The 19049-nt window shown below is 59.5% G+C and carries 18 protein-coding genes; 14 read left to right on the top strand and 4 right to left on the bottom strand.

What is annotated here, in order from left to right:
• The first annotated feature begins 5 nt into the window (after positions 1-5).
• The 4 genes from GOQ28_RS04890 to GOQ28_RS04875 all read left to right on the top strand — a co-directional run bounded on the left by GOQ28_RS04890 (position 6) and on the right by GOQ28_RS04875 (position 3745).
• Positions 6-1325 carry an MmgE/PrpD family protein gene (locus tag GOQ28_RS04890; protein ID WP_160355657.1) on the top strand — a complete coding sequence of 440 codons (1320 nt, stop codon included), beginning with the start codon at positions 6-8 and terminating at the stop codon, positions 1323-1325.
• 178 nt (positions 1326-1503) lie between these two features.
• Positions 1504-1851 (top strand): CidA/LrgA family protein, encoded by a 348-nt coding sequence (locus GOQ28_RS04885; protein ID WP_160355656.1) that lies wholly within the window; start codon positions 1504-1506, stop codon positions 1849-1851.
• Entirely contained in the window at positions 1844-2572 is a 729-nt protein-coding gene (locus tag GOQ28_RS04880; RefSeq protein ID WP_160355655.1) for an LrgB family protein, read from the top strand. The genes GOQ28_RS04885 and GOQ28_RS04880 overlap by 8 nt, the downstream gene beginning before the upstream one ends.
• Before the next feature lie 162 nt (positions 2573-2734).
• Positions 2735-3745, top strand: coding sequence for a Bug family tripartite tricarboxylate transporter substrate binding protein (locus GOQ28_RS04875; RefSeq protein WP_236844232.1), 1011 nt, complete (start codon positions 2735-2737; stop codon positions 3743-3745).
• Between the two features lie 33 nt (positions 3746-3778).
• On the opposite strand, the gene GOQ28_RS04870 is transcribed toward GOQ28_RS04875, so the two are convergent.
• Positions 3779-4768, bottom strand: a complete 990-nt coding sequence (locus tag GOQ28_RS04870) for a LysR family transcriptional regulator (RefSeq protein WP_236844231.1) — start codon at positions 4766-4768, stop codon at positions 3779-3781.
• 81 nt (positions 4769-4849) lie between these two features.
• Here GOQ28_RS04870 and GOQ28_RS04865 point away from each other — a divergent pair, with 81 nt between their 5' ends.
• The 6 genes from GOQ28_RS04865 (at position 4850) to GOQ28_RS04840 (ending at position 11125) form a co-directional block, all read left to right on the top strand.
• Positions 4850-5638 carry a class II aldolase/adducin family protein gene (locus tag GOQ28_RS04865; RefSeq protein WP_160348512.1) on the top strand — a complete coding sequence of 263 codons (789 nt, stop codon included), beginning with the start codon at positions 4850-4852 and terminating at the stop codon, positions 5636-5638.
• A 14-nt stretch (positions 5639-5652) separates the two neighbouring features.
• A complete protein-coding gene (locus tag GOQ28_RS04860) occupies positions 5653-6645 on the top strand; it encodes a D-2-hydroxyacid dehydrogenase (protein WP_160355654.1) in 993 nt (330 codons plus the stop codon).
• Positions 6646-6672: 27 nt separating this feature from the next.
• Positions 6673-7875: an aminotransferase class I/II-fold pyridoxal phosphate-dependent enzyme gene (locus tag GOQ28_RS04855; RefSeq protein ID WP_160348510.1), complete on the top strand. Its 1203-nt coding sequence runs from the start codon at positions 6673-6675 to the stop codon at positions 7873-7875.
• Positions 7876-8129: 254 nt separating this feature from the next.
• On the top strand, positions 8130-10091 hold the full coding sequence (locus GOQ28_RS04850) for a methyl-accepting chemotaxis protein (protein ID WP_160355653.1): 1962 nt from the start codon (positions 8130-8132) through the stop codon (positions 10089-10091).
• Positions 10092-10581: 490 nt separating this feature from the next.
• Positions 10582-10842, top strand: coding sequence for a hypothetical protein (locus tag GOQ28_RS04845; protein ID WP_160355652.1), 261 nt, complete (start codon positions 10582-10584; stop codon positions 10840-10842).
• 31 nt (positions 10843-10873) lie between these two features.
• Positions 10874-11125 (top strand): hypothetical protein, encoded by a 252-nt coding sequence (locus GOQ28_RS04840; protein ID WP_160355651.1) that lies wholly within the window; start codon positions 10874-10876, stop codon positions 11123-11125.
• Positions 11126-11266: 141 nt separating this feature from the next.
• On the opposite strand, the gene pdxR is transcribed toward GOQ28_RS04840, so the two are convergent.
• Positions 11267-12757 (bottom strand): MocR-like pyridoxine biosynthesis transcription factor PdxR, encoded by a 1491-nt coding sequence (pdxR, locus tag GOQ28_RS04835; protein WP_160355650.1) that lies wholly within the window; start codon positions 12755-12757, stop codon positions 11267-11269.
• Positions 12758-12850: 93 nt separating this feature from the next.
• Here pdxR and gabT point away from each other — a divergent pair, with 93 nt between their 5' ends.
• A complete protein-coding gene (gabT, locus tag GOQ28_RS04830) occupies positions 12851-14161 on the top strand; it encodes a 4-aminobutyrate--2-oxoglutarate transaminase (protein WP_370519845.1) in 1311 nt (436 codons plus the stop codon).
• Positions 14162-14307: 146 nt separating this feature from the next.
• Here gabT and GOQ28_RS04825 read toward each other — a convergent pair whose 3' ends face one another.
• Positions 14308-14757, bottom strand: coding sequence for a hypothetical protein (locus GOQ28_RS04825; RefSeq protein WP_160355649.1), 450 nt, complete (start codon positions 14755-14757; stop codon positions 14308-14310).
• A gap of 424 nt (positions 14758-15181) precedes the next feature.
• Between GOQ28_RS04825 and flhD the strand changes: the two genes are divergently transcribed.
• The 3 genes from flhD to GOQ28_RS04810 all read left to right on the top strand — a co-directional run bounded on the left by flhD (position 15182) and on the right by GOQ28_RS04810 (position 17945).
• The gene (gene flhD, locus GOQ28_RS04820; RefSeq protein WP_160355648.1) at positions 15182-15526 is read left to right on the top strand and encodes a flagellar transcriptional regulator FlhD; all 345 of its coding nucleotides are present in this window, start codon (positions 15182-15184) and stop codon (positions 15524-15526) included.
• 10 nt (positions 15527-15536) lie between these two features.
• Positions 15537-16169 carry a flagellar transcriptional regulator FlhC gene (flhC, locus tag GOQ28_RS04815; protein WP_160355647.1) on the top strand — a complete coding sequence of 211 codons (633 nt, stop codon included), beginning with the start codon at positions 15537-15539 and terminating at the stop codon, positions 16167-16169.
• A 192-nt stretch (positions 16170-16361) separates the two neighbouring features.
• Positions 16362-17945 (top strand): methyl-accepting chemotaxis protein, encoded by a 1584-nt coding sequence (locus GOQ28_RS04810; protein WP_160355646.1) that lies wholly within the window; start codon positions 16362-16364, stop codon positions 17943-17945.
• Between the two features lie 139 nt (positions 17946-18084).
• On the opposite strand, the gene GOQ28_RS04805 is transcribed toward GOQ28_RS04810, so the two are convergent.
• Positions 18085-19005, bottom strand: a complete 921-nt coding sequence (locus GOQ28_RS04805) for an ankyrin repeat domain-containing protein (protein ID WP_160355645.1) — start codon at positions 19003-19005, stop codon at positions 18085-18087.
• Positions 19006-19049 lie beyond the last annotated feature (44 nt).

Below are 19049 nucleotides of genomic sequence, written 5' to 3'. Positions count from 1 at the left end.
AAAGTATGCATGCAATAGAAGAACTCGCCCAATTCGTCGCCCATTTGCCTGCGGGCTCGCTTCAAGGACCGGCCCGTGATAGTTGCGCCTTACTCGTGTTCGACTTGATGAGCGCGACGGTCGCGGGTGTGGGATCCGATCTGGCCATCGCGGCCCGAGGCTGCGCGAAATCGCTATATGGCGAGGGCGTGGCAGATGTTTGGCTGAGCGGCGGCTCGCTCAGTGTCGCCGGCGCAGCCATGGCGAATTCGGCCGCGGCCAGCGCGCTAGACATTGATGATGGACATCGGGGCGCGGCGGGCCATCCCGGCGCGGGCGTGATCCCAGCCGTCATGGCGGTGGCGCAAGCGCTGGGGTCCTCAGACGAGGATATATTCGATGCCATCGCGGTGGGCTACGAGGTGGGCTTGCGAACCGCTACCGCGCGTCCGATCGCACGGATCGATACCTATGCGACGGGGCGTTGGGTCAATTATGGCGTCGCGGCGGCGGCGGCGCGCTTGCTGCGGCTCGATGCAAAGCAGACTGCGCATGCCCTGGCGATCGCCGGGGCGGAAGGCCCGATCGGTTTTCCTTCGGGCAGTTCTAAATATCAGGGCAGCACCGTCAAAGAGCAGATTCCCGCGGCCGTCGTAGTCGGCCTGACAGCTGCGTATCGGGCCCGCGAGGGAGCCACGGGGCCGATAGACCTGCTCGACAGTGAGGACAATTATCGTCGTGAGGTGCTGACGGGCGGATTAGGGGAACATTGGTGGTTGCAGGATAGTTACATCAAACCCTATGCCTGCTGCCGCTATATGCACGCTGCAATTGACGCGATTCTGGCGATGCGACGTCCGGGCGCGCCGATCAAGAGTTTACGTATCGAGACGTTCGCGCGGGGATTGAAGCTGGTCAACGAACGTGCTCCCACGACGCTGGAAGGCGCTCAGTACAGCTACTATTTCAGCTGCGCGCTGGCCGCTGTGCATGGGGCCGCGGCGTTGCAGCCGGTGGATCCGCGCGTGTTGACGGATGCCGAGGTCCTTGCACTAGCGGCGCGGGTCGAGTTGGCAGCCCACGATGATTTCGCGCAATCGTTCCCACAGCGCACGCCATGCCGGGTCGTGATGGACCAGGGTCACGGCCCTGAAACCATGACGGTCGAATTCCCGTTGGGCGATGTCGCGAATCCGATGAGCCAGGACCAGGTCGCTCAAAAGTTTATTAATCTTGCCCGAGGCAATCTCGCGACCGCACAGCGAGATCAAATGGTGGCTGCCTTGCAGGGCTTGACCACGCGGGGGTTCATGCCTTTGTTCGAATCGTGGCGGGCTGCCTGCTAACGATCCGTGGGCATAGGCCATAGCATCGCACTGACGGGTATGCGTGGGGGGCATTGATCGGAAAGGCGTGGCCGCAGGCAAAGCCCGGGCCCGGCCACATAGAGAGAAGTAGCTCTACAATAACGATATCTCCGATCATCCGCCGCGTCGCGATCCCCATCGTTATTCGACGCTTTCTATGCAAGCCCTTCTTGGATTTACTTGGTTGCTCGCGTTTCAGACGCTGGGCGAAGCGCTCTCGCGCCTGTTTCACTTACCGTTTCCCGGCCCTGTCATTGGCATGTTGTTGCTGGTGATCGGCCTGCGCTGGCGTGCCGTCAGAGCGTCCGTGCAGATCGCGGCGCAGTATCTCTTGTCGCATCTGTCTTTGCTGTTTGTGCCAGTGGGCGTCGGAGTTATGACGCATCTGGGACTGATTAGCCAATATGGCTTGCGAATTCTGGCCGTGATTGTGTTGTCGACCTTGATCGGTATGGTGGTCACCCTATTGGCGCTCAAGCGTGGACAGGGAGACCAAAATGCGTGACTTCGTCGATCTGTGGGTCTATCTCTCGTCTACGCCCCTGTTCGGGTTGACCGCCACGTTGACCGTGTATTTAGTCGCGCAGGCGTTTTACCTGCGATTAGGCCAGGCGCCATTGGCCAATCCCGTGTTATGGAGTGTCGTCATCCTGGCTGGAGGTTTACAGGTTTTTGGCGTCCCTTATCAGACCTATTTTTCCGGGGCGCAATTCATTCATTTCCTCTTAGGACCGGCCGTGGTAGCGCTCGCCTGGCCGTTGTGGGTGCGGCGCGCTGAATTGCGCGCGCGGTGGGCGCGTCTGTTGTGGGCGGCCTTGCTAGGGGGTGGCGCCGCCGCCGCTAGCGCCGTCTTGCTGGCCTGGCTATTTGGCCTGCCGCATGAAGTGGTGTTATCGCTGGCGCCGAAGTCCGTCACCGCGCCAGTAGCCATGGGCATATCCGAGGCGATCGGGGGTATTCCATCGTTGTCGGCGGTGTTCGCGGTGCTCACCGGTCTGGTGGGCGCGTTGAGCGGCAAATATCTGTTTGATCTGCTGCGTATTCCGCGTGACGAGGCCGGATGGGCTGCGCGGGGCTATGCGCTTGGGACGGTCTCGCACGGCATCGGGTCGGCGCGTGCCATTCAGGTCAACGCCGATGCGGGCGCGTATGCGGGTCTGGCGCTGGGCGTGCAGGTGATCTTGTCTTCACTACTTATACCGCTTGTTTTCAAGCTCATCCCCTGACGCCGTTTGCGCAAAGCCCATAGGTACTAGCACGCGCGGGCCTGAGGATATATCAACGGCATTGATAAATACCCAAATTTTTTTCGTTTGCGGTGGAGTATCCGCCTTCTTATCATCGTTCCTCTAAACACAAGTAGTAGCAATCCTGCATCAGGGGAAAACATGAGTATCTTGAAGAAGGCGGGTCGTTCTGGCGCCCGCGCAATGGTCCGTTCTGCCGCCATCTTGGCCGGCGCGCTTGCAATCAGCTTTGGCTCGGCCGCTCAGGCCAGCGATTATCCGAATGGCCCAGTCACGCTGGTGATCCCGTTCTCGGCCGGTGGTTCCACCGACGTGATCGGCCGCCTGATTGGCGACCGCCTTTCGACCGCCTTAAAGCAACCCGTCGTGGTCGAGAACCGTGGCGGCGCGGGCGGTAACATCGGCGCCGCGATGGTGGCCAAGTCCGCGCCGGATGGCCGCACGCTGCTGTTTGGCACCACCGGCATTTTGTCGATGAACCACGCGCTCTACGCCAAACCCGGCTACACCGTGGGCGAAGACCTCATCCCGGTGGTCTACACCGCATCGATCGGCAACGTGCTGATCGTCAACAATGACCTGCCGGTCAACAGCGCCGAGGAACTGCTCAAGCTCGTCAAAGAAAACCCGGGCAAGTACACCTTCGCCTCGTCGGGCGCGGGCAGCTCCACGCATATGTCGGGCGAGCTCTTCAAGAACATGGGCGGCGTGGACATCATGCACGTGCCTTATCGCGGCAGCGGCCAAGCTTTGGTGGATCTGATGGGCGGCCAGGTGCACATGATCTTCGATAACGCGCCGTCTTCCGTTCCGCTGGTCAAGACCGGCAAGGTGAAAGCCCTGGCTGTGACCAGCAAGGATCGTCTGGCCGCACTGCCCGACACGCCTACCATCGCTGAGACGGTCCTGCCCGGGTACGAGTCCTTGTCCTGGACTGGCGTGGCAGTGCCCGGCGGCACGCCTCAAGAAATCGTCGATCGCTTAAACAGCGAGATCAACAAGATCCTGCAGCAACCCGATGTTCAAGCCAAGTTGGCGGATCTCGGCGCCAAGGTGACCGGTGGCACGCAGCAAGATTTCAACAACCACATCGCGGCCGAACGCGAGAAGTGGTCGAAGATCATCGCTGGCGCGAATATTCCGAAGCAGTAATGTCCGAGGGGGTTAGGCAGCGCGAGGCGCCGCTTAGCCCTTGGCCAGCACCCGGACGCCATCCGGTACCGGCGTTTGGCGCAACGTACGCAGCATGTAGTCCACGAACAGCTCCGATCCGGGCGATAACGCTCGCAGCTTGCGCGTCACCAGATGGACCTGGCGAATTAGCGTGGGGCTGCTCAAGGGTCGAAATACCAGGTGTGGACCCGTGATGCGCGAGGCGGCCAGCGCCGGCAGCACGGAATAGCCCTCGGTCCATTTCAGGATCGCGCCGAGGGACGAGGTGTTCGAGACCTCGTTGCCGCTGTGGGCGAACAGATCGCTACGGTCGGCATGTTGACGCAGGTAGGCGCCGATGCCCGTATCGGCGGTAAAGCCGATATAGTCTTCGGCAGATAGTTCCGACCAGCGCATGGCGCGGCGGCCCTTGGCATAACGGTGCTCATGGCGGCAGACCAGGCCAAATCGGTCCTCGAATAATGGCGTGTAGATCAGCTCTTCGCGCTGTTTGTGAGGACTGGCAAAGGCAAAATCGACCTCGCCCTGTTCGACCATGCGTTCGACCTGTTCGGAGGCGGCGTCGTGTAGCGATACGGTGATCTCCGGATAGTCGGCGCGCAGTGTGGCGATGGCGTTGCCAAGAAAGTAATGCGTCACCGAGGCCGCGGCGGCGATCCGGACGTGACCGCGGCGCCCCTGCGCCAGCGACTCCAGATCGGCCACGGCGCTGTCAAACTGTCGCAGGATATGTTCGGCTTGTGGCAGGAAACGTTCCGCCTCGGGCGTCATGACGACGCGGCGAGTGCTCCGGTCAAACAGTTTGAAGCCGATGTTGTCTTCGAACTGCTGGATGGTGGCCGTCAACGCGGACTGCGTCAGGAACAGTTGTTTGGCAGCGATCGTGAAGGAACCCGTGGTGGCCACGGCAACGAAGGCACGAAAGTGCCGCAGCGACATAGTGCGGTTCATGTCGGTAAACGATTTATCGATAAACACGAACAGTAGACAAATAATAATCATTTGTCGAGATTAATGGGCGCCCCTAGAATCGTCAGGCGTGATGCCCATGCAGCATCCATTCATTTATCAAGGAGATACCCAATGACTCGCCCCGGCGTATTGACCATTCCCTCCATGAAAGACCGCTGTTCGCCCGAGGAGTGGCAAGCGCGCGTGGATCTGGCCGCATGCTATCGCCTAGTCGACCTGTATGGCATGTCCGACATGATGGCGAACCATATTTCGTCGCACGTGCCGGGCGAAGAGGGCGCCTTTCTGATCAACCCGTACGGCATGATGTACGAAGAGATCACCGCCTCCAGCCTCATCAAGGTGGATCTCGACGGCACGATCCTGTCCAAGCCCGATTTCGGCGAGCTCAACTACGGTATCAACAAAGCCGGCTACGTTATCCATAGCGCCGTGCATGCCGCACGCCCCGAAGTGGGCTGCGTGATTCATACGCATAGCTGGGCATCGATGGCCGTGTCGGCGCTCGAGTGCGGCTTGCTGCCGATCACGCAGACCTCGATGCGTTTCTTGCGCATCGGCTACCACGACTTCGAAGGCGTGGTGTTGAAGTCTGACGAGAAGGAATCCATCGTACGGGACCTCGGCGACAAAGAGGCCTTGCTCTTGCGTAATCACGGTGCACTGGTAGTGGGCCGAACCGTGGGCGAGGCATTTAACTGGATGCACCGGCTCGAGCTTGCGTGCCGTACGCAGCTGGCCGCCATGGCCGCCAATACGCCGCTGCGCGACGTGCCGCCCGAGGTGCTGCAGGAAACCTGGAACAATTATCAGCCGGGGACTCGTCGTCCGTATGGCGTCATGGAATGGCCGGCGTTGCTGCGCAAGCTCGACCGTCTCGATCCGTCCTTCCGCGACTAAGCCGGAGTCTCACTATGACCGCAGCAAAACCTGCCCGGCTGCTGATCTCGAAAGTCGCTCGGGAACGCCTGGGCGACGCGCTGGACGAGGCCATGCAAGGCTGTCCTTTCGAGGTCGTGACCCCCACGACGGACCCCGATACCGCGCCGGGCGACATTCATGTTGGCTACTGGTCGCGCGATGTGACCGGGTTGTCGACCAAGCACGATATCAAGCTGCCGCTCGAAGCGTTTTACACCAGCCTGCGCAGATCGCCCGATCTGCAATGGGTGCATGTGCATTCCGCGGGCGCGGACCGACCGTTTTTCGCCGAACTGGCAGAGCGCAAGGTGCGCGCGACCACCTCGCCGGGCGTGAACGCCGACGTGGTGGCACAGACCGCGTTGACCGGGTTGTTGATGCTGGCTCGCCATTTTCCTTTGTTGCTGGAGCAACAACGCGAGCGCCGCTGGTTGTCGCTGGTGGCCACTGGCTTGCCGACTGATCTGGTGGGGCAGACCGCGCTGATCGCCGGATGGGGCCCGATCGGGCAGCGCATTGCCGCTGTGCTGCGTGTGCTTGGCGTGAAGGTGATCGTGGCGCGCAGCTCCAATACCCCGGTGGACGACCAGACCGAGACCCTGGCCTATGAGGACATCGGCCAGTACGCCGGGCGCATCGATTGGTTGATCCTGGCTTGCCCTTTGACCGAACGCACCCGCCGTTGGATCGACGGCAAGGTGCTGGGCGCGCTCAAGCCGTCGGCGCGACTCATCAATGTCGCGCGCGGCGAAGTCGTGGATCAGGCCGCGCTCATCGAAGCATTGCAGCAACGCCGTTTGGCCGGCGCCTATCTCGATGTCTTCGAGCATGAGCCGCTGGACTCGGCCTCTCCGCTGTGGTCCATGGAAAACGTGATCGTCACCCCGCATGCAGCCGGTCATTCCGATGGAAACGAGCGGCGTGTGGACCAAATCTTTCTCAAACACTTGCGTGAGTGGGCGGCTCAGTGGCCTGCCAGCGCGTGATCCCTTACTAGATTAACTGGAAACGCCATGGAATTCCTTGCATCACGGGTCAACCGAATCAAGCCGTCACCCAGCTCGATGGCGGGCCAACGCGCGCGTGAGTTGCGCGCAGCGGGGCGCGATATCATCAGTCTGACTGCCGGCGAACCCGATTTCGATACGCCCGCAAATGTGTGCGAAGCCGTTGTCCGCGCAATGGCGCAGTCGCGCACCAAGTACACCGACGTAGGCGGTACCCCCGAACTGAAGGCCGCCATCAAGGCGAAGTTCAAGCGCGAAAACGAGCTGGACTACGAGACCAGCGAAATCATCGTGGGCACCGGTGGCAAGCAGATCATCTTCAACGCGCTGATGTGCACGGTCGAACCCGGGGTGGAAGTCATCGTTCCCGCGCCATACTGGGTGTCGTATCCCGATATCGTGCTGCTGGCCGGTGGCACGCCGGTGACGGTGCAGTGTCCCGCCGACAAAGGCTTCAAGCTGCAGCCGGAAGACCTCGAACGCGCCATCACGCCGAATACCCGCTGGGTGATCCTGAACGCACCGAATAATCCCAGCGGAGCGGTCTATAGCCGTGAAGAGCTGCTGGGCCTGGCCGCCGTGCTGGATCGTCATCCGCATGTCTGGATTCTGACCGATGACATGTACGAGCATTTGCTCTATGACAATCGCCGTTATTACACGATCGCCCAGGTGGCGCCGCAACTGAAGTCGCGCACGCTCACCATGAACGGTGTGTCCAAAGCGTATGCCATGACCGGCTGGCGCATCGGTTATGGCGCGGCGCCCGTCGCGTTGATCAAGGCGATGACCAAGCTGCAATCGCAGTCCACGTCTAACCCTTCGTCCATCAGCCAGGCCGCCGCGGTCGAGGCGCTCAATGGGCCTCAGGATTTCATTGCCGAACGTTGCGCGATCTTCCAGGAGCGCCGCGACAAGGTCGTCGCCGCGTTGAACAGGATCCCAGGCATTCACTGCCATCTGCCGGAAGGCGCGTTCTACGTGTTTCCGTCGTGCGAGAAACTGCTGGGTAAAACCACGCCGGCCGGCAAGGTCCTGGAGACCGATGAGGATTTCATTCTTTATCTGCTCGACGAAGTGAACCTGGCCGTCCTGCAGGGCGCGGCGTATGGCGTGTCGCCTTACTTCCGCATTTCGTTTGCGACCGGGATGGATGTGTTGGAGCAGGGCGTCGCGCGTATCGCGCAAGCGGTGGAGCGGTTGCGGTAAGTCCAGGCGGGCTTCAAGGCGGGCTTCAAGGGCGAATCCGTCCTTGTGCCGCTGAGCAGGACGAATAAGGGCGAGGGCGCGATGGCGTTCTCGCCCTTTCTTTCTTCCGAATTAAACATTCGAAAGAATGTGTCGCTAATACTAGGGTGCTCCGCCCGTGCGGGGGCCGCGACGGCGACGCTGGGGCGGCTTGGGGGCTAAATCGAACAGGAAACGGCCCCGAGCAGACTGCTGGGAAGGGGCCAGCAGATACTATGAAACATTCATCTAGTACCAGAGAAGCAGGCTGGTGGTCCCGAAAAAGCCTGTCTTTCAAAATGGGGGTGGTGACGAGCGCCGTCACCGTCACCGTCATGGCCATTCTCGGTGGGGTAATGACGGTAAACAGTCACCGCGCCGCGGCGGAGTCAGTTCAACGCGAAATGGCGGCCACAATGACGCTCATCGAAGAAAGCCTTCAACTGATGTACAGAAGCGCCATGAGCCGCGCCGACACGTTGTTGCCCGCGTATATCGACGCGCTAGGCGGCGTGCCGATATTAGACGGCAGTCGTGTCGAGACGGGCCAGGCAGGCTTGGTTCCCCGGCTCATCGACCCAGACGGCAACACCCTCAATGACGATATCACCGTCCAAAATCAGCTGAACCGCCTCACTGGCGCCGATACGTCTATCATCGTGCGCGATGGCTCCTCCTGGGTTAGGGCAGCGACCTTGCTCATGGACGATCAGGGGCGCTCGGCAATCGGTAGCAAGTTGAACCCACAGGACCTCGCGGTAAAGGCGCTTGAGGCAGGTGAGAGGCAGGCTGGCCTGGTGCAGCGCTCCGGACGGTGGTACGCCATGACAATCATGCCCTTGAAGGACGCAAAGGGAGAGACCTATGGCGGACTGACGGTCCGTGTGGACGTGGACGACGATGTTCGCGGACTACTTTCCTTTTTGAGCAGCGCCAAGGTAGGCGAATACGGCTCCATCGGCGTGCTGGAGCGCAACACGAAGACCAGAAAATGGACTTATGTGGGGGGTATCCGGGCGGGTACTGAAGCGACCCCGGAAGTCACCGAGCTCCTGGATAAACTCGAGCGCAGCCGGTCTGGATTTATGGAAGTCGATCTGGGCAATGACCGGGGTAATAGCTATTTGTCCTGGTCGAACATTCCGCACTGGAACTGGATGCTGTATAGCTCGGGCCCGGTGGATGAATTTCTGGCCGCCAGTCGCCGTAGCACCCTGATCCAAGGGCTGTTGATGTTGATTGGCACCCTTGCCATCGTCGGCGTGGTGGGCTTGCTGTTGCGTCAGACTCTGCGACCCGTGCGCGGTGTCGTCAATGCCCTGGAACGTCTCGGCGAGGGTGATCTGACGGTTGATATCCCGCCGGCGCCCGCTAACTCCGACAATGAAGTTCACAAGCTGCTCTCGAGCGCTGTGCAGACGCGCGACAACCTTGCCAAGGCGGTGACGACCGTCCATCACAGCGTGGACGAAATCAATGTGGGTGCCAGCGAGATCTTGTCTGGCAACACCGATTTGTCCAGCCGTACCGAAGAACAGGCAGCTTCACTGGCGGAAACCGCCGCGAGCATGCAGGAGCTCGCCAGCACGGTGCGCCAGAACGCGGAAAACGCCCGTCAAGCCAACGACATGGCACACAACGCCTCGTCCAAGGCCGAGCAAGGTGGCAAGTTTGTCGGTGACGTGGTGGGAACCATGCAGGATATTTCGGCAAGCTCGGGTCGGATTGGCGAGATCGTTAACGTGATCGACAGCATCGCCTTCCAGACCAACATTCTCGCGCTCAATGCGGCGGTCGAAGCGGCACGCTCCGGCGAGCAGGGCCGAGGCTTCGCGGTGGTTGCGGCCGAAGTTCGTGCACTCGCCCAGCGCAGTGCCGTGGCCGCCAAGGAAATCAAGGCGTTGATCGATGCTTCGTTGGTGAAGATATCGACGGGTGCGGAGCAAGTCGAAGTCACGCAAAAAACCATCCGCGAGGTGGTCCAAGCCGCGCATCAAGTGGCGATCATCATGGGCGAAATCTCCTCGGCGACCGAGCAGCAATCCGCGGGCATTGACCAGGTCAACATGGCGGTGTCTCAAATGGATCAGGTCACCCAGCAGAACGCGGCACTGGTCGAGGAATCCGCCGCCGCGGCGGCCTCGCTGGAAGAACAGGCCAAGGCGCTGGCCGAGGCGGTGTCGGTGTTTAAGCTGTAATAGGCGTTGTTGGTTCGGGCGCTGTCGGGTCTCCTGTACAACGTTTGAACGTTTCGCTTGCCAAGGCCTCGTGGGTTGTCCCGCACGAGGCCTTTATGCATTACAAAAACTAATGCCTATGTGGAATATTGTCGTGGTATCGACGGACGTGGCCGCTATTGGGATTGGAAGCGGCCGCTGCAGGATTCCGGGCGCTCCCGCCGTGTAAAGCACGCCGTTTTGCGTCGCCGCGCTTGACCACTAAGCGCATCGCAGCGCATCGAGAAGTCGTGTGCCAATGACGCCGCTGTCTGCGGTCTGTCAATACAAGCTGCGTTATACGACCGAGCGTCTTATTTCCGCGCATGTGTGACTGGGCGGCGTCCAGACGACGGATCGAGCGCGAATTACTCTGTCAGCTCAGCTCCTGCCAGGTTCGATTCCCACTGAGGCGTAACCGGGCCCCCTCAGCCGCGGCAGGCTACTGCTTCAGGCCCGTGATCAGGAGAGCATGATGCGTGAAATTCCCGTTCGTAAGCTTCCCACGCCGTGGGGCGGACAAGGCGAATCCCCAGAACATGTTGCCAATGACGGCCAACCCGCGCCGCCGACTTCCTGCATAGACAGGTTTTTCCGTTGCGCGGCGAACGCCATGGAAAATAGGCCATTGAGCCTGAATGTCCTCCATTACAGCAAAGAGCGGGTGGAAATGATGCTGGCGGACCACGTCGACCCTCAAATGCCCGCTTGGGCGTCGTCAGGCCAACGCTGATCAACTTTAATCTTTGATCCTGGAGCAAGCGATGCATCAACTATCTATCAACGCTTTCCTTAATGTCTGTGGTGGTCAGACCGACGGCGCAACTGATGGACCACTGGATACAGATCCGACATCGGAAGATGCGAAGCCATTCGCTAATCTTGTAGAAGCGCTAAAGCAGTGCATCAGCAACGATAAGACCGGCATGTGCAACTATAAGGTTGAACAATTCCTCCATAGCTTTTATGTGCTGGTCACCGGGGCTTTGCCCGAGCAAGCAACGGACGAGCTGTAATTGCTGCGCTACACCAAGTGAGTGCCCATGCAACATGTGCTTGGTGTAGTTTTAAGCTTATCTAACAGAATCGCACACCGCTACGACCCGTTGTGCCAACGTGGCTGAATGCCTCCTCGGATATCATTAGCTAAGCCGATTTCATCGTTGCGATAGCCCTATCCCGCTAGCACGCAACACCGACAACAGCTCTCCGAACGCCGCAGTGATATGCGACTCCGGCACGCCCGCGTAGCCAAGCAGCAGCCCCCGCTGCGGCTTGGCTCGCACGTAGTAGCGCGATAAGGCGCGCACCAATATGCCACGTTGTGCCAAGGTCTGCTGTAGCGCAACGTCATCCACATGATCCGGCAATCGCAACACCACATGCAGACCGGCGTTGCTATCTTGCGAGTGCAAGAATTCCGCGCCCAGGTGCTTTTCGATTAAGCCCACCAAGAAAGAACGTCGTCGCGCGTATAGCAGCCGCATGCGGCGAATATGGCTGGCATAGTGACCGTCGGCGATGAGCTGCGCCAGCGCAAGCTGCGTCAATGCATGGCCTTCGCGGTAGAGATCCGCCTGGGCGGTGTGAAACGCTTTCGCCAATCCGCGCGGCACCACCATGTACCCCATGCGTAACCCCGGATAAAGGGTCTTGCTGAAAGTGCCTACGTAGATCACGGGCGTGGCCGCATCCATTCCCTGCATCGCCGGAATGGGATGCCCGCCAAAGCGAAACTCGCTGTCGTAATCATCCTCCACGATCCACGCCCCGTTGGCCCGCGCGAACGCGATGAGCTCCTGGCGCCGTGCCATGGACATGACAGATCCCAGCGGATACTGATGCGATGGCGTGACGAAAATCAGGCGAGGGCGTCCAGGGCGATGCGGAATACATAGTCCTTGAGCGTCGACCGGTACGGCCACCACACGTATGCCGGGCTCCATGCCCAACACGCTGCGAAAGCCCCAATAGCCGGGGTCTTCCACCCATACGCTTTGCCCAGGATCGACCAGCATCTTTACGGTCAAGTCGATGGCCTGATGCACGCCTTCCGTGATCAGGATCTGTTCGGGATCGCAACGAATGGAGCGCGCGATGCGCAGGTGCGCGGCGAGCGCTTGCCGTAGCTCCGGCCGACCGCCGCCCGAGGCATAGGTCAGCAGTTCGGGCGAGGGCGTGCGCCAAAGTTTGGCGAGTATGCGCGCATACTGCCGGTGAGGAAACGCCGTGACATCTGGCACCCCCGGCATGAAGGCGCCCCATTGCTTAGGCGCGGCCTGGGCGCGTTCGATCAGGCGAGTGGCACGGCGCGACAGCGGCGTGGTCGTCGTGTCCGCCGCAGCGCGATTATCCGCGCCGTCGATATTCAAAAAGCGGTCTGGCGCGGTCGCCGAGACAAACGTGCCGCTGCCGACCCGGGAATGCACATATCCCTCGGCCAATAACTGGTCATACGCATGAATCACGGTATTGCGCGAGACGCCCAGCTCCTGCGCAAGATCGCGCGACGAGGGCAGGCGCGACATGGGCGTGAGGCTGCCGTCCAGAATCGCGGCACGCAGGCAAGCGTAGAGCTGCCGATTGCGGGGTTGCGCGGCATCGAGGTCAAAGCGTTGCAGAAGCAGGTCAGCACAAATCGAACGCATCGTCTCGCTCCGTCCGTCCAAAAGACCGTAGTGTAATTGGACCCATCGAATTACCAAAAGTGGCTCTTACCGATGGTGCCAATGGGCGCGAGAATGCATTACCCCTTTCCCTCTATTGATAGTCGTCAATTCGAAATGTCCAAGAACCTCGACCTCAAACAGCGCCGCCTTGATGCCATGCCCCGTGGGTTGGGCGTGATGTGCGATTTTCATGCTGACCGCGCCGAAAACGCCACCCTCTGGGACGTTGAAGGCAAGGAATATATCGATTTCGCGGCCGGCATCGCCGTGTTGAACACCGGCCACCGCCATCCGAAAGTCGTGGCTGCCGTTGCCGAGCAGCTCGAGCGTTACACGCACACCGCGTTCCAGATTGTTCCTTACGAAGGCCCGGTTGTGCTGGCCGAACGTCTGAACGCCCTGGTGCCGATCAAGGAAGCCACGAAGACCGTTTTCTTCACCACCGGTGCCGAGGCCGTCGAGAACGCGATCAAGATCTCGCGCGCCCATACCGGTCGTTCTGCCGTAATCGCCTTTGGCGGCGCCTTCCACGGCCGTACGCTGATGGGCTTGGCCTTGACCGGCAAGGTCGTTCCTTACAAGGTTGGTTTCGGTCCGTTCCCGTCCGAAATCTTCCACGTGCCGTTCCCCACGCCCGTCAATGGCGTGACCGCTGAAGATTCCCTGGAAGCGCTGACGCAGCTGTTCAAAAACGACGTGGATCCCAAGCGTGTCGCGGCGATCATTGTCGAGCCCGTGCAAGGCGAGGGCGGCTTTAATCCGGCTTCCAAGGAACTGATGCAAGGCTTGCGCAAAGTCTGCGACGAGCACGGCATTGTGTTTATCGCCGATGAAATTCAGACCGGCTTCGCCCGCACGGGCCGCATGTTCGCCATGGAACACTTTGGCGTCGAGCCCGACCTGATGACGATGGCCAAGGGCCTGGGTGGCGGCACGCCGTTGTCCGCGGTATGTGGCCGTGCCTCGATCATGGATGCACCGGCCCCGGGCGGCCTGGGCGGCACCTACGCTGCGAACCCGCTGGCGGTTGCCGCCGCGAATGCGGTGTTGGACGTGATTGAAAGCGAAGGCCTGGTCGAACGGTCGGCCCAACTGGGCGAGCGCATGCGCGCGCATCTGGAGTCGTTAAAGGCCAAAGTGCCCGCGATGGCCGACGTGCGTGGTCTCGGTTCCATGCTGGCCATCGAGTTCCGCGATCCGGCTACCGGTCAGCCGGACGCTGCCAAGGTCACGGAAGTGCAAAAGCGTGCGCTGGAGCAGAACCTGCTGCTGATCTCTTGCGGCATGTACGGCAACGTGATCCGTCTGCTGTATCCGCTGACCACGCCGGACGCACAGTTCGACAAAGCGATGAAGATCATCGCTGACGCGCTGCAAGCTTAATCTCAAAGCGCTAGAACCAAGAAGCCTCACCGTGACCCTGTAACGGGGTCACGGTGAGGCTTTTGCGCTATGGATCCACATCACACGACGTGGTTGAGCGATGCACGCCGGTTAGCCCGATTTGAGCATGCTGAGGATATGCGTGGCTAGAGCGGCGTTGAGAAGAAATCCGGTGGAAACTCCAAAATCACCGGCACACCGTCGACCCGGGCGACGCGAAAGCAGTAATCCGGGTCAATCGGCATGTACACCGTTTCATCGTCGCGCGAAGCGCTTCCGTGAATGGCCGCCCATCGCATGGCGTCGGCCTCGTCGTTAAATGGGCCATACAGGCGCAACGTCGCGTGCCGATCCGAAGCCGCCAGCAGTACCGTGCCATCCTGGCGCACGCGAAAGCCCTCTTCTCGCGGGGCGGTCACGGGCGTCAAATGATCGCAGCAATAGCCCCTTGCCTCGAGCGCGATTCTCGCGTCCAGTGCGCATGCCGCGCGAACCACAAAGGTCAGCGCATCGCGAGCTTTCTGCGGATGATGCCCTCTGATGAAGAAGGTCAGTTCGTCGGGCCATTCCTTGGAGGGCTCAGCAATGTTACTCAAGGTGCTTGCCTATGCGTTCTTAGTGTTGTGTGGTCGGGGATCGCACTCTGGGAACACTAGAGTTGCAGAGCACCCTAGCAGGCGCTCGTAACTTTCCCAATCGCAACGATAACGGGTTTGATTAAGCGCCATTTGATTTTTATCAATGTTACCTAGGATTGCTAGGCATAGTATGCCAACGGATGGTTGCAACGGGTTGCATTTGGTTTCGATGTGACCTGCGATCGCACCGCCGGCAGGTGATGGGCAAGGCAGGCAAATTCGCTTATATCCCACAGGCAGCTAAAAAAGTATTTTTATATTTCCAAAAAGTACTGATCTATCGCCAATAATGTGAGATAGTATCGAACATTGCATTTCTGCATTTCACCTGACAGGGATGGTGCGTTTTAAGACTGTAACTGTCGCTAACACTTGTACGTAAATGACACACAACTCCGGGTGCGACGACACGGCGCTAAGCGAAATCCGTGATGTCAATTTGAACTATCTAATCTTGGCCCAACGCCTGCTGCGGGACGACTTTGCCACGGGTTTGTTCCGCACCGGATTGAGTGAGGAGACGGGCCGGATCATCTTGCAACTGTCGCTTCAACAGGTGGTGGCGCTGGCGTCCACGACCGCATTGTTGTGTGGCTTTCGACTTAATTACGCGTCCTTGCTCTCCGCATTGTCCAAATCGGGCATGAACGGGGCCTTGCAACAAGCCCGCATGACGATGGCGTTGACACAAGCTCCCGCGATGCCGCTGCAGTCCGTCACGGTATAAGGCAGCAGACATGGCAAAGCAGACGACGAAGTCCCAAAAGGACGCCAAGCCTTCGGCTCAGAAGAGCGTGCTGCAAGAAGGCGACGACATTGCGCTAGCGAGCACAATGATTGCGCTGGGGGCACGCTTGCAGGTGCTGGAACATGAGACGAGCCTGAGTTATGACCGTCTCTCCCGCTTGTACCGGGAAATCCACGGTTGTTCGCCACCCAAGGGGATGCTGCCTTTTTCCGTGGACTGGTTTACCTCCTGGCGCAACAACGTCCATTCGTCGATCTTCTATAGCATCTACGATTATCTCGTCAGGCGTACACCGGCCAATGGAATTATGGCCTTGATCAAAGCTTACAGACTTTATCTCGAACACGAAGAAGCCGAACACGGTGACGAGCCCGTGCTGAGCTTTACGCGGGCGTGGATGCTGTTGCGCTTTTTCAAGAGCGACATGCTGCAGATGACGCCTTGCATTCATTGCGCGACGGCGTTCGTGACGCATACGCATATCCTGGCGCAAGAGTTTGTTTGCCCTGTGTGCAAACCGCCCGCCAGAATTGTTGGAATGCTGATTAAAAAAGAGGGCGTCGCGGATGTGAAGGTGCCCCGTATCAACGTTCCGGACAAGTCAATGAGCGTTGCGGCATAGCGCGACGCGCCCTTCGAAGAAGGGACAGCTTTACGCTGTCCCTTTCTTCATGAGCGCACTCCAGCATGTGCTCGTGTGTCGCGCAGCCAATATCAAAACGAAGAACAGGCACCGAAAGAGGCTGCTTTTCGCCGATTTAGAAGATCAAGCGCCTCGATAGTATCGTGCGACCCTAGTTGAACCGGGACAGACATGCGTAAGAACTTGCCAGTCACAAACGTTGAAACGCAGTTGAAGGAAGATCAGTATCTGATCTCGAAGACGGACCTAAAGGGGCGCATCACGTTCTGCAACCCTGAGTTCGTCAAGGTGAGTGGATTCGAGGCGCATGAACTGCTGGGTAAACCTCACAATATCGTGAGGCATCCCGATATGCCCGAGCCGGTTTTCAAGGAGATGTGGGAAACCCTGCAAGCCTTCAAGCCCTGGGTCGGCGTGGTGAAGAATCGCCGCAAGGATGGCGGATTCTATTGGGTGCTGGCCACGGTCTTGCCCATCATGGAACAGGACACTTGCGTGGGCTATGCCTCCGTGCGGGTGCGTGCCACAGCCGAGGCTATCCGCGGCGCGGAACAGTTCTACGAAGGGATCAACCGGAACGACTGGGGGGGTTATACCGTCAAGCACGGGCAACGCGTCCCGGCGGGCTGGCGCAAACTGCTGAACCGGGCTGGGATGGTTTTTAGCACGGGCCTACGCGCCGCGCTTTTGCGCTCCAGCGCGTTTACGCTGGCGATGGCAGCCATTCCGACGTACCTGGCGAGCTCGCAATTCTCGGAGACCGGACGAGCCTGGCTCTGGGCGGGCTATGCCGCGACGGCCGCGCTGGTGTTGGCATCGAATCTGCGACTGTGCCAGCGGCTCACCCGGCCACTGAGCGAGGCCGAACGCTTGGCCGGCCAGATTACGGGCGGCAATCTGATCATCACCGTGCCGCAACAAGCCGAAGCGGAATTGAAGCAGCTCTTTTTCTATCTCGATACGATGCGCAAGAGCTTGAGTGGCATCACGTCGGAAGTGACCGAGCGCATCCAGTCTAACGCCTTGACGACGGAGCACCTGAAAGAGAGCAGTCAGGACTTGGCCAGTCGGACAGAGCAGCAGGCCGCTTCGTTGCAAGAGACGGCCGCCAGTCTTGAAGAATTGACCATGACGGTCAAGCAGAACGCAGACAATGCGGTCAATGCCAACCGACTGTCCAGCGAAAGCATGGAGATTGCCAGTACAGGTGGGGCGGTTGTGGGTGAGGTGGTGCAGACGATGCGTAGCATACAAAGCAGCTCACGCAAGATCTCGGAAATCGTGTCGCTGATCGACGGTATCGCGTTTCAGACCAATATTCTTGCGTTGAACGCAGCGGTCGAGGCCGCGCGCGCGGGCGAGAAGGGCAAAGGCTTTGCCGTCGTCGCCGGCGAGGTGCGCAGTCTGGCGCAGAAAACCTCCGAGGCCGCCAAGGAAATCAAGACCTTGATCGATACGTCGGTGGCCGGCGTGGAATTGGGCGCACAACAAGCCGAGCGTGCCGGCAAGACCATGAACGAAATCGTCGAGGCGGTCAGCCGTGTCGGCACGCTAATGAATGAAATCTCCACCGCATCGGCCGAGCAGACCAAGGGCCTGGAGCAAATCAATGTGGCCGTGAATCAGCTCGACAGCGTGACGCATCAGAATGCGGGCCTCGTGCAGGACCTGATTCGTAGCGCGGACGATATCAGCCGTGAGTCGCAGACGATGCGGGATGCGGTGGCGGTGTTTAATACTAAATCAGCCGCGTGAGTCCTTAAATTCGGGGATGGACGCAAGAAAGAGGGCAGTGCTCTGATGCGCACCGTACAGAGACACGGTGCGCCAGGCATGAGGTGGCTAGTTAAACGTTGCGCATTCGCGCGGGGGATGTGGCTGTATTCATCGATTGCTAATTTTTGCGGTATTGCTTGAATAGACGAGTTAGGTGTTTCCCATTTTCCGAATTAGCAAGTGTGAAGCACTCTGCGCTTCTACCAAAGTTGGCTTGAATCTCTGGCCTGCCACCCGCCTTCAATAGCATCTCGATGACTTCGAACTGATAGGTCGCGCTCGCCGAGAACAGGGGTGTAATACCGCCGTCGTTGGGGGAATTCGGATCTGCTCCGTGCTGCAGGAGCCATTGAATGACAGTCGGGTCGGGTCGGTAGAAACACGCCGCGTGGAGTGCCGTGTCACCTTTATTATCTCGGGCGTTGATGTCCGCGCCGAAACGGCGCAGGATTGTTGCCGTCCTTTGGTCTTGATTCCGTGCCGCGAGCATGTAAGCGGTTCTGCCCAGAGAGTCCCGCTGATCGATATAGGGCACGGAGGATTCTGGCTCCGCGCTTACGCGCTCCTCGGTGATGCCCAGTTTCTGCAAGATCATCTCGACGACCTCCATTACGCCGGACCATACCGCCCAGAACAGGGCCGACCAACCCTGATGGTCGGTGGCGGTCACATCCGCACCGGCGTCTAATAGCGCTTCGACGTTATGTGGCAGGCCTTTGGACGCAGCAATATGTAGCGGTGTGGTTCCCGAAGCGTCAGCTTTTAGTGCTTCCGGGAAAACCTTCAGCAGCGCTGAGGTCATTTTCTTGGCTGAATCCGCACCAAGCTCGGTCTCGGCAAGGATGGGTAACAGTGGCGTGAGTTCCCCCAGCTCCTTTTGGACCTGTCGGTTGCATGAAGTGAGCGTTTTGACGAACGACTCTGCGTCCGCGTTCCGAATGGCCTCTACCAGTTCACCATGAGTCTCGTATGCCTGCGCCTTTGCCCCCTGTGGAGCTGCGGGCGGGATGGCGTAGTCTGTATTTAAAGAAAATTGCATTGCTAGTTCCTGTGCGAATATATACGGGGTCGATCCTGTCGAGC

It is taken from the genome of Bordetella sp. 02P26C-1 (assembly GCF_009763255.1).
Lineage (GTDB): Bacteria > Pseudomonadota > Gammaproteobacteria > Burkholderiales > Burkholderiaceae_B > Bordetella_A.
This window is presented reverse-complemented; position numbering and strand designations above follow the sequence as displayed.